Origin of the sequence: Stenotrophomonas sp. G4 (genome assembly GCF_003428825.1) — a bacterium.
Taxonomy (GTDB): domain Bacteria; phylum Pseudomonadota; class Gammaproteobacteria; order Xanthomonadales; family Xanthomonadaceae; genus Stenotrophomonas; species Stenotrophomonas indicatrix.
The window spans coordinates 476,215-490,249 of sequence record NZ_CP031741.1 but is presented as its reverse complement, the minus strand read 5'-3'; the positions used below and the strand labels follow the sequence as shown (position 1 = coordinate 490,249).

Below are 14,035 nucleotides of genomic sequence, written 5' to 3'. Positions count from 1 at the left end.
CTGCGCCCATGCGCAGGACGCAGTGTTACCGCCATGGATGACCGTTGTGGGGCAAGGCGGGTGCCGGGTCGGCGTTGTCTGACGGGGCGCCGCTGAACCCGCGACAACGTGTCGCGCGCGCCTCTCGACGCGGACCGAGCCGCTGCGCACGGTTGGGGGCGAGCAGGCCCCTTCCCGCGATTCGCCGCTCGTCTGCTGCGCCCCTGCTGGGGCGGAAACCCGCAGCGCCGTTGCGCGGCCCGATACGGATGTCAGGCCGCGCAACGGTGGCCTGCGCCGCGCGCATCTTTTCCCTGCATCCCTTGCGCCACCTGGCTGCGTGGCCCGATCCGGCAAGCGTTGTGGCCGGAATCCTGCTTGCCGCGCGTGGCCTATCGATATATCGTTTGCGATACACGTTACCGATATATCGAAATGGGCCGATCCCCCTCCCCTCGCAGCCGCACCGACGATGCCGCAGTACCCCGCCGCAACGGCCAGCCGCGCGTGCTCAGCCGTGGCGACCTGCGCCTGCTGGTGCTGGCGCTGATCGGCGAGCAGCCGCGCCACGGCTACGAGCTGATGCAGCACATCAGCGCTCTGTTCATGCAGGCCTACACCCCCAGCGCCGGCACCATGTACCCGCTGCTGGCCAGCTTCGAGCAGGCCGGCTGGGTGGTGTCGGAAGAGGTGGACGGCCGCCGCGTGTTCCGCATCACCGCCGCCGGCGAGTTCGAACTGAAGGTGCAGCGCCCCCAGGTGCGATTGGCACAGCGACGCGCGTTCGACCGCGCCCGCGAGATCACCAAGGCCTCGCTGCCGGCGCCGCTGGCCGCTGCGCTGCGCGAGTTCAAGCGGGCGCTGGTGCACCACCACGGGCGCTGGGCCGACGGCGAAGCCGAGCAGGTGGCAGCCCTGCTGTCGCGTGCCTCGGCGCTGATCAACGGCCAGGGCGACAACGCGCCTGCTCCCTTTTCAACGACCCAGCCAGACTGATTCCAGCCAGGTCTCCCCCCTGCCGCGCGCCCCCGCGCGACCTTCCAACAGGTACCCCCATGACCGAACATCACAACTCGCGCCTGCGCCTGGATGTGCGCTTCCGTGAACTGACGGTGCTGCGCACCGAGACTGTCACCCCGCACATGCGCCGCATCGTGCTGGGCGGCGACGACCTGGCCGGCTTCGATTCGCCCGGCGCCGACGACCACATCAAGCTGTTCTTCCCCAACGCCAGCGGCGAGATGGTGCTGCCGGTGCTGACCGCCGAGGGCCGCAGCTACCCCGAGGGCAAGCAGCCTTCGCCGGCACGCGACTACACCCCGCGCTGGTGGGACCACGAAACCGGTGAGCTGGCCATCGACTTCGTGCTGCACGACCAGGGCATTGCCGGGCCGTGGGCCGAGCGCGCACAGGCCGGCGACACGCTGGTGATCGGCGGCCCACGCGGCTCGTTCGTGGTGGCCGACAACTATGACGCCTACGTGCTGATTGGCGATGAGACCGCGCTGCCGGCCATCGCCCGCTGGCTGGACGTGCTGCCCGAAGGTGCGCAGGTGCAGGCGTACATCGAGGTGGCCGACGAGGACGAGCGCCAGGACCTGCCGCAGTACGAGAACGTGCGCATCCACTGGCTGGAACGCAACGGCTTCCCGGCCGCCAGCAGCACGCTGCTGGAAGACATGCTGACCGACTTCGAGGTGCCCGAGGGCGATACGTTCTACTGGATCGCCACCGAATCGCGCCGCGCGCGGATGATGCGCAAGTTCATCGAAGGCCACCTGGGCGTGCCGCGCGACTGGATCCGCTCGACCGGTTACTGGAAGGCGCACCCGGACGAACAGGACGGCGATTGACCGCAAAACGGTAGGTGCGGACCGTTGGTCCGCACGCTCTTCTACGGGTAGTGCCGGCCGCTGGCCGGCAACCTCATGACCCTTCGGCAGCATCCTGCAATTGCCGGCCAGCGGCCGGCACTACCAACCGGGGCGAAGCCCCACCCTTCCATCCGAACCGATGCGCGGCGCAGATCTCCAGCGCCAGCAGCAGCGCGATGATCGCCAGCGGCAGCAGCAACCCCAGGTACACACCCGGCATCATGCCGTTGATCTGCGCCTTCACCAGCCGCAGCACGCCGCGCGTATGCAGCAGCTCATCCATGCGCATGGTCAGCGCCTCACGCACCATCTTCGGCTCCAGGCCAACAGTGCCAGCCTTGTCGATCAGCGTGTCTTCCACCATCGCGCGCAGCAACCCGGCGCGCACCTTGCCGATCACCCAGCCCACGCCGCGCGCCATCGGCCCGTTACCCAGACGGTCCACGCCAGGCAGTGGATGCTCGCGCAGGTAGATCGCGGCAAGCGAATCGGCAACGTCGCCCACCGTGCCCTGGCTCTGCAGCGCGGCACGCATGCGTTCGTCTTCCAGCGAGGCGGTGAAGCCACTGCTCCACCCTTCCACCATCGTCTGCAGGTGCGGCTGGAAGTGGTCGAGCTGCTTGAACAGCGCGCGGTGCGCGCCGGCGGTGAAGCCCAGTTGCAGGCCGAAGAACGCGATAAGCAACGGCAGCAGCACCACATACGAGGCCAGCAGCCCGTGGTGCCAACGCCGCTGCCGCCGCAGCCAACCGCGTCGATGCAACCCGCGCCAGGCGAAGATGCCCAGCACCAGCCCCAACAGCGTGCCCAGCACGCTGCCGCCGATCAGATCGAGCACGCTCAGGCCGGTCCAGAATTCGCCAAGCCAGTACTGCGCTTCCTGCATGGTGTTGCCTTCCGTGGTTCAGTGCGGCCGCCATGGTAACCGCGACCCGATGCTCGGCTGCTCTCTGCCGCCGGCAGGTGCAGACCGTCGGCCAGCCGATGGGTGCGGACGGTTGGTCCGCCGGTGGGTGCGGACCGTTGGTCCGCACGCCCCACGCAGTCGCCCGCCAGCGGCCGGCACGACCCGGCAAGCAATGCGACAATCGCACTCCTTTCCTGCAGCAACGAGGCCCACATGGCCAAACTGACCCTGGCCAGCGTGGACACGCTGCGTACCCGCTTCACTGATGATGCCGCCTGCGATGCAGCGCTGTCCGCCTTTGCCGACCCGGCTGCGGCGCGCGTACCGCTGCGTGAGCTGGTCGAGGCACAGCACCGCTACCTGCAGGCCGAACATGAAGTGGCACAGGTGGCCGATATCCTGCGCCGCGACCAGAAGTACGCACCGGTGGGTCGCCCGTCGGTGCATATCGTGCAGCTGCGCAAGCAGCAGGCAACGACCAAGCAGGCTGCGCTGATCGCTCGCCAAGTGGTGGCGCAGGCGGCGCAGACGTTCGTGCGTGCGAGCGGGTTGGCGGTGAAGGCCAAGCAGAGCCCGAGCGAAGCGTCGGCGGCGTGGCTGGGTACGCTGCGCTGAGCGCCCGTACCCGGTAGTGGCCACCCTTGGTTGGCCTGCGGAGTGCTCGTGCGCCAACCGAGGTTGGCACCTACCGGGTAGTGCCGGCCGCTGGCCGGCAACCTCGGGGTAGTTGGATGCGTGCAGTTGCCGGCCAGCGGCCGGCACTACCAGACGATCGGGCCACCAATTGATTCGGCAATCGGCCAATCAGGCAATCGAGCGACCCGTCCAGGACGCTGCCAAAAAAGAAGGCCCGCTTTTCAGCGGGCCTTCTGCCTTCTCACGACGAGTGAGCGGGAGGGATCAAGCCGCCGGCTTCTCGCCGGTGGCTTCGGTGGTGATGCGGATCTTCACTTCATCGCTGACGTTCGGGGCGTAGGCGCCGACGCCGAAATCGCTGCGCTTGATCGTAGTGGTGGCATCGAAGCCGGCGGCCGGAACCTTGGCCATCGGGTGCTCGCCGCCGCCGTTGACGGTGACGTCCAGGGTGACCGGCTTGGTGATGTCCTTGATGGTCAGATCGCCAGTGACGGTCAGCTTGTTGGTGCCGGCCGATTCAACCTTGGTGCTCTTGAAGGTGGCAGCCGGGAACTTGGCAGCGTCGAAGAAATCGGCGCTCTTCAGGTGCTCGTCGAACTTGGCGGTGAAGCTGTTCAGGCCGCTCAGCGGCAGCTTCACTTCCACGGTGGACTTGGTGACGTCGGTGGCGTCGTACACCAGGGTGCCTTCGGCGTTGCCGAAGTGCGCGCTCGGGTTGGAGAAGCCGAAGTGGCTCCACTGCGCCAGCACGTCGGTGTGGGTCGGGTCGAGCTTGTAGGTGCCCGAGGCGATGGTGATGGCGGCAGCGGCCGGGGCGGCAGCAGCGGCATCGGCGGCCGGGGTGGTGGCAGCCTGCTCGGTGGCGGCCGGGGCAGCAGCATCGGCGGCCGGGGCAGCGGTGTCGGCCGGCTTGGAGCAGGCGGCAATGGCCAGGGTCAGGGCCAGCGGCAGCAGCAGTTTACGGGTGGCGCTCATCTCAGGAACTCTCCGGATCGTAGGGTGGGAACACAGTGCAGCAATGGACCGCCACGGCGGGCGGGCCCGAAACCGATACAGCGACTTACGCGATGCGCGCCGCTTCGTCGAAGGACAGACGCGGCAGACGGGGGAACAGGCCCGAATCGTCACCGTACCCCAGGTTGACCAGGAAATTCGACTTGATGCTGGTGCCGGCGAAGAAGGCTTCGTCGACCTTGGCGTTGTCGAAGCCGGACATCGGGCCGGCATCCAGGCCCAGCGCGCGTGCGGCCAGGATCAGGTAAGCGCCTTGCAGGCTGCCGTTGCGGAACGCGCCTTCATGGCGGCCTTCGCGCGGGCCGTCGAACCAGGCCTTGGCATCGGTGTGCGGGAACAGGTAGGGCAGCTTCTCGTGGAAGTCCTGGTCGAAGGCCACGATGACCGTGACCGGGGCAGCCAGGGTCTTGTTGTGGTTGCCTTCGGACAGGGCCGGGGCCAGCTTGGCCTTGGCTTCGGCCGACTTCACGAACACGAAGCGCGCCGGGCTGCCGTTGGCGGCGGTCGGGCCCCACTTCAGCAGGTCGTACAGGGCGTGCAGCTGGGCGTCTTCGACCGGCGTGTCGAGGAAGGCATTCTGGGTACGGGCGGTACGGAACAACTGGTCCAGTGCTGCAGCGTCGAGCGCGTGGGACATCGGTGGATCTCCAGGGCGGCTAAGGTCAGTGCCCGCGGGCGGCGCGGGGCGAAACAGTGAGCCGCAGTGTAGAGTGTCGCGACTGTTGCAACACCCAGCAGGGCTGAAACGAATTAATGCCAATGGTGAAACGATCGAGCGCGCCGTGGACGATCACCGACGGCCGTGCCGGCAATGTCCGGCAGGCGGTCGCGCTGGCCTCGGCGCTGCGCCAGGGCACCCACCGCCCCCTGATCCTGCAGCCCCGGGCGCCATGGCGCTGGCTGGCACCGCGGCGCTTGCCCGGTGATGTGCACGGTTACGGCCAAGCCCTGGCAACCCTCGCCGCCGATGCGCCCGCGCTGGCGATCGGCTGTGGCCGCCAGGCCGCCGGCGCGCTGCGCGTATTGCGTGCGCGCGGCAGCCAGGTGGTGCAGATCCTCGACCCGCGCATCAGCTCACGTCACTGGGACGTGGTGGTGGTACCCGAACATGACGCGCTGCGCGGCAGCAACGTGCTGACGCTGATCGGCAGCCTGAACCCGGTGGACGATGACTGGCTGGCCTGGGGCCGCGCCGCGTTTGCCAGCTTCAGCACCCTGCCCGGCCCGCGCACTGCCCTGCTGGTGGGCGGCCCCACGCCGCTGGCGCCGTGGGACGAAACCGCGATGGTGCATGTATTCCAGGCGCTGGCCGAGCAGATCCGCAGCGAGGGCGGCAGCCTGCTGGCGACGACCTCGCGGCGCACGCCGCCGGCACTGGCCGAGATCCTGCGCGCGAAGTTCGCCGATCTGCCGCATGTGATCTGGGGCGATGGCGGCGATGGTGTGAACCCGTATGCCGGCCTGCTCGGCTGGGCCAACCGGGTGGTGGTGTCGCCCGATTCGGTGAACCTGCTGTCCGAGGCCAGCGCCACCCGCATGCCGGTGATGGTGGCACTGGCCGATACCGCACAGGGACGGTTGGCGCGCTTCCAGCAGCAGCTGCGCGAGCGCGGGCGCCTGCAGCCGCGTTGGCTGGACTGGCAGTACGACCGCATTGAACCGCTGCGCGAAACCACGCGGATTGCCGCCGAGGTCAAAGCACGCCTGGCATCACGGTAGTGCCGGCCGCTGGCCGGCAACTCATGATCTTCGGCGACGTACATGCGGATGCCGGCCAGCGGCCGGCACTACCTCCCCGCCGTGGGGCGCTGATTCCAGCGATGCGGGTATGATCGGCGCGCGGGCCTGCCCGCGTCTGGAGCGATATACATGGAACGTCTGCATCGCCTGCGCTGCGCCCTGCTGCTGTCGATGGGCCTGCTGGCCACGGCGCCGGCATGGGCCGACAGCGGCACCTGTCGCGAGCGCTACCCCAGCGTGGCCGCGCAGGCGGCGATGTTCGATGTGGCGTGGACCACGGCCGAGCGCCTGGATGCGCTGCCCGACGTGGATGTGGTGATCGCCGCGCGTGGCGGCCAGGACCTGAGCCGCTACGGCCTGCGCCACAGCCACCTGGCCTTCCTGCTGCGCGAGGACGACGGCCGCTGGCGCGCGGTGCACCTGCTCAACCGCTGCAAGACCGACAGTTCGCAGCTGTACCGGGAGGGCCTGGGCAATTTCGTCGGTGAAAGCGGCACCCATACCGACCTGCGCATCGGCGTGCCGCCGCCGGCATTGCAGTTGGTACTGAAGCGGATGCTGGCAGCGCCGGCGATCCAGCCCAAGGCGCTGCACGAATCGAACTACAACGTCGTGGCCTATCCGTTCGCCACCGACTTCCAGAATTCCAACCAGTGGCTCCTGGAAGTGCTGGCCGCAGCGATGGCGCAGGCCGAAGGTGGCCCGGTCATCGTCAAGCGCGAACAGGCACAGCAATGGCTGCGCGCGCAGAAGTACCAGCCCAGCGTGCTGCATATCGGCCTGGGCAAGCGCGTGGGTGCGCGCTTGTTCGTGGCCAACGCCACCACCACCGACCATCCGGCCAGCGAACGCATCTCCGGCAACTACTCGGTGGTGACGGTGGAATCGGTATTCGACTTCCTGCACCAGCGCAGCCAGCTGCAGCAGGAACTGACCATCGCGCATGCAACGCCCGACAGCGCCGCCGCTGCGCCCTGACCCTGCAAGGCGAAGGTCCCCCGTACCCTGCACCTTTCCGCGCTCGCTGGTGGCTACCTGCCCGCAGCCACCGGCCCGCGCGATCTTTTCGACACGCAGCGCTGAGCGCTGCCTCCATCCCGACCAGGAGGTCACCATGCTTCGTTCCCTGCGCGCCCCCGCTGCCGCCCTGCTGCTCTCGGCCCTGACGGTGCCGACCGTGCACGCTGGTGCGCCCCCTCAGCTCAACAGCGGCCAGGCCAGTGTGCTGGTCACGTCGCTGATCGTGGTGTCGGTTCCGCTGGCCACCTCGATGGGCCTGGCCGCGCTGTCCAAGGCCCCGTTCAAGGCCAGCGAGCGCAATGGCAAAGTTGCCGAGCGCACCCCGGCGGTACCGCTGCCGCCGATGGAAGTGAAGCAGGTGACGACCACCGCCACGGGCGAGCGCCAGGTGCAGTTGCAGGTGCCGGACAAGGCCGACCAGACCGCCACCCTGCAGTGGCCGGCGATCGACGGCGAAGACCCGGTGGCCGGCTTCGTGGTCGGCCAGCAGGTACGCTTCGACCCGACCGATGCCGGTGCCGGCTGGACAGTGAAGAACAGTGACGGCAAGTCCCTGGCCTATGTGCCGACCGCCTATGCCGCCGGCGATGCGCTGAGCGAGCAACTGTAAAACTGAACGTCCGTTTTTGGCTTTGCGGCGGGCCGGGCGGATAATGGGCGATCCCCTTTGTCCCCTGGCTCGCCATGTCCGTGCGTCCTGCGCCTGTGTTTGCCCCGTTGACCGCCCGCGCCCTGGTGCTGGCGGTGCTGGCCATGGGCGCGGTGGTGCTGCTGTCCAACGTGCTGGTGCAGTACCCGATCAATGACTGGCTGACCTGGGGGGCTTTCAGCTACCCGGTGGCCTTTCTGGTCAGCAACCTGATCAACCGCCGCTTCGGCCCGGGCCCGGCCCGCCGCGTGGCGTGGATCGGGTTTGCGGTGGCGGTGCTGCTGTCGGTGTGGGTGGCGACGCCGCGCATTGCGATCGCCTCGTGCTCGGCCTTCATCGTGGCGCAGCTGCTGGACATCACCGTATTCGATCGCCTGCGCCGCGGCAGCTGGTGGCGCGCACCGATGGTGGCCACCACCTGCAGCGCCACGGTGGACACCACGATCTTCTGGTCGATCGCCTTCGCCGGTTCCACCCTGCCGTGGGTGAGCTGGGCGGCGGGCGACCTGGCGGTGAAGCTGGCGATCGGCGTGTGCCTGCTGGCCCCGTTCCGCGCGCTGCTGTGGAAGATGGCGCCGCTGCGAACAGCGGGCTGACCACCATTGATCCGGTAGCTGCCAACCTTGGTTGGCACGCTGGACACTCCCGCATCACCTGCGTCACGCTACGCCGATGGAAACGGACGCCACGTACAGGATCGCCGTGGAACGGCAGGTGCGTGAATACCTGGCCGCCGCCGCCGCAGGACACGATGGACTGCGCGCTCGCGGGCTGGGCTGGGTATTGCGCGAAGGCCGCACGGAAATCGCCAGCCTGTCGCTGTGTCCGCTGCGCAATGCGGGCGGTTGGTCAGCCATGATGGAGGTGGCCTGCCCGCAGGCGCTGGCCTTCTGCCAACAGTGGGCTGATGGCACGCCTTCTGCGCTGTTCAACCCGCAGACAGTGATGGCCACCACCTCATCTGCCGGCGGCCTGCCGGGCTTCGCAGGCCAGAGCGGCGTCATCGTACGCGCCGGCACACATGATGCCGATGCCCTGGCCCAGCACTTGGTCGAGCGACTTTCGGCCAGCGGCCTGGCACACATGCTGGCATGGCGCAGCGTATCGGCGTCGCTGATCGACGATGTGGTGGCCCGCGCCGAGTTTCATGCGTGGCCGCTGCAGACGGTGCTGTATATCGCGCACCACAACGGCATGCGCGCCGAAGACCCGCGCTTGCGCGACGCCCTGCAGCGCCGCGCGATCATGCGCCGTGGCCAACGCGACCGCGTGTTGGTGGAACAGGTGCTGGCCTCCGGGTAGCTTCGGTATGTCGCTGCCAACCTTGGTTGGCACAATCCTTCAACGTTGATGGCGCCGGCAACAGCGTGCCAACCAAGGTTGGCACCTACCAGCAGCGCATCCCCAGCGGCGGCGCATCCTGCCTTCTGCTGGTCAGGCGAACGGCAGCGATGCGGCGCTACACGCCGCCGTGATCGCCGCACACGCCTCTTCGATGGCCGGCGTGGTCGGTGCCAAGCGCGGCCGGCGATCCAGCGTGCAGGCCAGCCCGACCTCCAGCAGCGTGGCGTGCGCGCGATGCAGCGCCTGTGCGGTGGCTTCGGGCAGGAACTCCGCCGCGGCCAGCGCGTCGATCAACGCCGGCGTGGCACGCGGCTGCAGCACTGCAGGGGTTTGCGCACTGCATGCCAGCACGCCGGTCTGCAGCAGGAACTCCAGATCGACCACGCCGCCTGCACCCTGCTTCAGGTCCAGCCGCGCGGCATCGCTGCGGTCCAGTTCGGTGCGCATGCGCCCGCGCATCTTCACCACATCGGCATACAGCGTTGCGCGATCACGTTCGCGGCCCAGGGTCTGCGCACGTACCTGTTCGAAATCCTGCAGCAGGCTGGCATCGCCGGCCACGCCGCGCGCGCGCACCAGCGCCTGGTGCTCCCAGGTCCATGCACGATCGCGCTGGTACTCGGTGTAGCTGGCCAAGGAAGACACCAACGAGCCCTTGCCACCATCCGGGCGCAGGCGCACGTCGATGTCGTACAGGCGGCCTGCGGCGGTGACCGCGCCCAGCAGCGCCATCACCTTCTGCGCCAGGCGTGCATACCAGCGGCCCGGCTCCAGCGGGCGCGCGCCGTCACTGGCTTCCACGCCCGGCGGGTGATCGTGCAGGAACACCAGGTCCAGATCCGAGCCGAAACCCAGCTCCAGGCCGCCCAGGCTGCCGTACCCGATGATCGCGAAACGGCCGCCGGCAATCACACCGTGCGCGGCGTGCATATCGGCCTCGGCCATCGCCAGGACGGTGATGACCACCGCCTGCGCCAGTTCGGCCAGTTGCCGGGTGCTGTCGACCGCACCCTGGCGGCCGTCCAGCGTGGCCATGGCCATGCGGAAGCTCAGCGCCAGGCGCGTTTCATTGAGCCAGCGCAGCTGCGATTCGGGATCTTCCACCGGCAGCACCTGCCGGCATTCGGCCAGCATGCCGGCGGCATCGGGCATCGGCCCGGACACGCGTACGTCCAGCAGTTCGTCCAGCAGCAGCGGGTACGCGGCCAGGCGTTCGGCCAGCAATGCACTGCGCGCCAGCACGTCGACCAGGCGCGCGAGCGCGCTGGGCTGTTCGTCCAGCAGCGCCAGGTAGCTGGTGCGGCGCAGCACCGCCTGCAGTAGGCCGAGCACGCGCTTGAGTGCGGCATCGGGCTGCGGTGAACGGGTGGCGGCGTGCAGTAGTGCCGGCAGTACGCGGTCCAGGCGCGCACGCGCGGCATCGGACAGCGACTTCACACCCGTGCCCTGGGCGAAATCGCGCAGTGACTGGTCTGCGCCATTGGCATCGAGGAAACCGGCCTCGGCCAGCAGCGGCGCGTTGCTGCCTTCGGGCAGGCTGCGCCAGTAGTTGGCCAGCGCATCCGGTGCTGCCTGGCCCTTGCGTGGTGCCAGCAGCGCACCGAACTCGGTACTGACGCGCTGCTGCTGTACACGCAGCGCGTCGCGCAGCGCATCCCAATCGGCATAGCCGAGGCCGACGGCAATCCGCTGGCGATCCAGCGCATCGCTGGGCAGCACATGGGTCTGCGCATCGCGCAGCATCTGCAGCCGGTTTTCCAGCCGGCGCAGGAACAGATAGGCCTCGCGCAGCGCGGCGCCATCATCGCGGGCGATCTGCCCGGCAGCGACCAGCGCGTCCAGCGCGACCAGCAACCGCCGCTCACGCAGCACCGGCTCGCGGCCACCGCGGATGAGCTGCAGCGCCTGGCACAGGAATTCGATTTCGCGGATGCCACCGGCGCCGCGCTTGATGTCGTCGTGCATCTCGCGCCGGGCGACTTCAGCGGTGATCGCCGCTTTCATCTCGCGCAGGCCGTCGAGCGCGGTGAAATCCAGGTAGCGGCGGTACACGAACGGACGCAGGGTCTGCAGCCAGGCCTCGCCAGCGGCGATATCGCCCGCCACCGCACGCGCCTTCAACCAGGCATAGCGCTCCCAGTCGCGGCCTTCGCGCTGGAAGTACTGATCCATTGCGGCAAATGACAGCGCGACGCGGCCCGCGCTGCCGAACGGGCGCAGGCGCAGGTCGACGCGATGGCTGAAGCCATCGACGGTGGTTTCATCCAGCAGCTTGGCCAGGCGCTGGCCGAGGCGGGCGAAGTACTCCTCGGCCGCCAGCGCGCGCGGGCCGTCGGATTCACCGCCCTGCACATAGGCGTAGACCAGATCGACATCGGAACTGAAGTTGAGCTCGCCACCGCCCAGCTTGCCCAGCCCGAACACCACCAGCTGCTGCGGTTGGCCGTTGTCATCGGCGATCACCCCGTGGCGCTGGGCGAACTCCTGCTGCAGGGCGTCCAGCGCCAAGCGCAGGCAGTCCTCGGCCAGCGCGGTGGCGCCCGCCAGGGTCTGCGGCACGTCGTCCAGCCCGGCCAGGTCGCGCCAGATCAAGCGGGTGGACATCGCCGTGCGCCAGCGTCGCAGTTGTGCCGGCCAATCGCTGGGCTGCAGCGGGTCGAGCACCGGCGCCGGCAGCGGCGGGCAGCCCGGCGCGGCCAGCTGCGCCAGCAGGCCGGGCTGGCGCACCAGGGTGTCGATGGCGAAATCGCTGCCGATGGCCAGCTGCACCAGCATCGGCTGCAGGTCGGCCGGGATGGGATCGGGCACTGCCTGGGCCAGGCGCGCCAGCGCGCGGTCGACGAGGGGCTGCAGGGTGGCGGGCAATTCGGCGGGGGCGAGGGTCATGCGGGGATTGTATCGACCGCTCATACCGGCTGCGGGCTGGCAACGGTGATGACCCTGCCGGAGGTTGCTGGGGTTGCCGGCCAGCGGCCGGCACTACCAGATAATGCAGACTGCGCATTCATCTTGGGCGACAGGCAATAAAAAAGCCCGCTTGCAGCGAACTGCCAGCGGGCTCTGCTCCCTCCCCCACGTCGGGATGCAGGGCCATCGTGCGGTGTCCGAAAGTACTTTGCACGCTGCACTGCAAAACAGAACCGGTGGGTATGGGAGAGGCGTTGCCGGAAACACCATTCCACGAAGGTAGAACCCCCCGTACGGCAGGGGATGGCCGATAATCGGAATTCCCCCCAGAAATGCTGTCGTCATGACTGTTGATCGCATCGCCAACGCGCGTCTTCGTGACCGCGTGGTCTCCGCCGAGGCCGCAGCCGCGCTGATCCAGCCCGGTGAAACCGTGGCCATGAGCGGCTTTACCGGCTCCGGTTACCCCAAGGCCGTTCCCGTTGAGCTGGCCCGCCGCATCGAATCGGTGCATGCCCAGGGCCTGCCCTTCCAGATCAGCCTGATGACCGGCGCCTCCACCGCACCGGAACTCGATGGCGCGCTGGCCAAGGCCGATGGCATCGCCATGCGCATGCCGTTCCAGAGCGACCCGGATGCGCGCAACCGCATCAACGAGGGCAAGCTGGATTACATCGACATCCACCTCAGCCACGTCGCCCAGCACGTCTGGTTCGGCTTCTACGGTGAGATCGATACCGCCGTGGTCGAGGTCTCGGCGATCCGCGAGGATGGCTCGCTGGTGCCGTCCACCTCGGTGGGCAACAACAAGACCTGGCTGGACCTGGCCAAGAAGGTGATCGTCGAGGTCAACGAGTGGCAGCCGGCCGGCGTGGACGGCATGCATGACATCTACTACGGCACCGCCCTGCCGCCGCACCGCAAGCCGATTCCGCTGGTCAATGCCAACGACCGCATCGGCGAGACCGCGCTGCGCTGCGACCCGGACAAGATCGTGGCCGTGGTGCGCACCAATGGCCCGGACCGCAACAGCCCGTTCAGCCCGATCGATGCGACCAGCGAGCAGATCGCCGCGCACCTGATCGAGTTCCTGCAGCACGAAGTGAAGCGCGGCCGACTGCCGGCCAACCTGCTGCCGCTGCAGTCGGGCGTGGGCAACATCCCCAACGCCGTGCTGGCCGGCCTGGCCAAGAGTGGTTTCCGCGATCTGGCCGCGTTCACCGAAGTGATCCAAGACGGCATGCTCGACCTGCTGCGAGACGGCGTGCTGAGCTATGCCTCGTGCACCGGCTTCGCACTGAGCCCGCAGGCCAACGAGACGTTCAAGGAGAACATCGATTTCTACCGCGAGCGCATCATCATGCGCACGCAGGAGATCTCCAACCATCCGGAACTGGTGCGCCGCCTGGGCTGCATCGGCATGAACGGCATGATCGAGGTGGACATCTACGGCAACGTCAATTCGACGCACGTGATGGGCACGCGGATCATGAACGGCATCGGCGGTTCGGGCGACTTCGCGCGCAATGGCTTCCTGTCTGCGTTCCTGAGCCCGTCGACGGCGAAGAACGGCACCATTTCGGCGATCGTGCCGATGGCCAGCCATGTCGACCACACCGAGCACGACGTGTCGGTGATCGTGACCGAACAGGGCCTGGCCGATCTGCGTGGCCTGACCCCGCGCAAGCGCGCGCAGGTGCTGATCGACAACTGCGCGCACCCGGATTTCCGCGCGCAGCTGCAGGACTACTTCGACCGCGCCAGCCGCGAGAGCTACGGCAAGCACACCCCGCACCTGCTGCCGGAGGCGCTGTCGTGGCACCAGCGGTGGCTGGATACGGGCACCATGAAGGCCTGAGTATTGCCGGTTCGCCGGGCATGGCCCGGCGCTACCCCGCATCGCACCTCGGTAGCGCCGGGCCATGCCCGGCGGCTGTTCCGCATCGCACCTCGGTAGCGCCGGGC

13 protein-coding genes are annotated in these 14,035 nt (G+C 68.4%); 9 read left to right on the top strand and 4 right to left on the bottom strand.

The features are described 5' to 3' along the window. Nucleotides 1-414: 414 nt before the first annotated feature. Nucleotides 415-975, top strand: coding sequence for a PadR family transcriptional regulator (locus tag D0Y85_RS02200; protein ID WP_117309374.1), 561 nt, complete (start codon nucleotides 415-417; stop codon nucleotides 973-975). 59 nt (nucleotides 976-1,034) lie between these two features. Continuing rightward, a complete protein-coding gene (locus D0Y85_RS02195; protein WP_117309373.1) occupies nucleotides 1,035-1,832 on the top strand; it encodes a siderophore-interacting protein in 798 nt (265 codons plus the stop codon). 73 nt (nucleotides 1,833-1,905) lie between these two features. Here the strand turns inward: D0Y85_RS02195 and D0Y85_RS02190 are convergent, their stop codons facing one another. Next, nucleotides 1,906-2,739 (bottom strand): hypothetical protein, encoded by an 834-nt coding sequence (locus D0Y85_RS02190; RefSeq protein ID WP_117309372.1) that lies wholly within the window; start codon nucleotides 2,737-2,739, stop codon nucleotides 1,906-1,908. Nucleotides 2,740-2,973: 234 nt separating this feature from the next. Here D0Y85_RS02190 and D0Y85_RS02185 point away from each other — a divergent pair, with 234 nt between their 5' ends. Next, a complete protein-coding gene (locus tag D0Y85_RS02185; protein WP_099782578.1) occupies nucleotides 2,974-3,375 on the top strand; it encodes a hypothetical protein in 402 nt (133 codons plus the stop codon). Nucleotides 3,376-3,660: 285 nt separating this feature from the next. Here the strand turns inward: D0Y85_RS02185 and D0Y85_RS02180 are convergent, their stop codons facing one another. Next, the gene (locus D0Y85_RS02180; protein ID WP_093820974.1) at nucleotides 3,661-4,371 is read right to left on the bottom strand and encodes a YceI family protein; all 711 of its coding nucleotides are present in this window, start codon (nucleotides 4,369-4,371) and stop codon (nucleotides 3,661-3,663) included. Between the two features lie 85 nt (nucleotides 4,372-4,456). Next, nucleotides 4,457-5,047 (bottom strand): malonic semialdehyde reductase, encoded by a 591-nt coding sequence (locus D0Y85_RS02175; protein WP_117309371.1) that lies wholly within the window; start codon nucleotides 5,045-5,047, stop codon nucleotides 4,457-4,459. Between the two features lie 122 nt (nucleotides 5,048-5,169). On the opposite strand from D0Y85_RS02175, the gene D0Y85_RS02170 reads away from it, so the two are divergent. The 5 genes from D0Y85_RS02170 (at nucleotide 5,170) to D0Y85_RS02150 (ending at nucleotide 9,121) form a co-directional block, all read left to right on the top strand. Continuing rightward, nucleotides 5,170-6,129, top strand: a complete 960-nt coding sequence (locus tag D0Y85_RS02170; protein ID WP_117309370.1) for a mitochondrial fission ELM1 family protein — start codon at nucleotides 5,170-5,172, stop codon at nucleotides 6,127-6,129. 150 nt (nucleotides 6,130-6,279) lie between these two features. Next, entirely contained in the window at nucleotides 6,280-7,128 is an 849-nt protein-coding gene (locus D0Y85_RS02165) for a DUF2145 domain-containing protein (protein ID WP_117309369.1), read from the top strand. A gap of 136 nt (nucleotides 7,129-7,264) precedes the next feature. Next, the gene (locus D0Y85_RS02160; protein WP_117309368.1) at nucleotides 7,265-7,780 is read left to right on the top strand and encodes a hypothetical protein; all 516 of its coding nucleotides are present in this window, start codon (nucleotides 7,265-7,267) and stop codon (nucleotides 7,778-7,780) included. 74 nt (nucleotides 7,781-7,854) lie between these two features. Then, complete coding sequence (locus D0Y85_RS02155; protein ID WP_025878224.1) at nucleotides 7,855-8,415, top strand: queuosine precursor transporter; 561 nt, start codon at nucleotides 7,855-7,857, stop codon at nucleotides 8,413-8,415. Between the two features lie 118 nt (nucleotides 8,416-8,533). Beyond that, complete coding sequence (locus D0Y85_RS02150; RefSeq protein WP_162887603.1) at nucleotides 8,534-9,121, top strand: hypothetical protein; 588 nt, start codon at nucleotides 8,534-8,536, stop codon at nucleotides 9,119-9,121. A 132-nt stretch (nucleotides 9,122-9,253) separates the two neighbouring features. Here D0Y85_RS02150 and glnE read toward each other — a convergent pair whose 3' ends face one another. Beyond that, on the bottom strand, nucleotides 9,254-12,049 hold the full coding sequence (glnE, locus tag D0Y85_RS02145; protein ID WP_117309366.1) for a bifunctional [glutamate--ammonia ligase]-adenylyl-L-tyrosine phosphorylase/[glutamate--ammonia-ligase] adenylyltransferase: 2,796 nt from the start codon (nucleotides 12,047-12,049) through the stop codon (nucleotides 9,254-9,256). Nucleotides 12,050-12,413: 364 nt separating this feature from the next. On the opposite strand from glnE, the gene D0Y85_RS02140 reads away from it, so the two are divergent. Beyond that, nucleotides 12,414-13,928: an acetyl-CoA hydrolase/transferase family protein gene (locus tag D0Y85_RS02140; protein WP_093820982.1), complete on the top strand. Its 1,515-nt coding sequence runs from the start codon at nucleotides 12,414-12,416 to the stop codon at nucleotides 13,926-13,928. The last annotated feature ends 107 nt before the right edge of the window (nucleotides 13,929-14,035 follow it).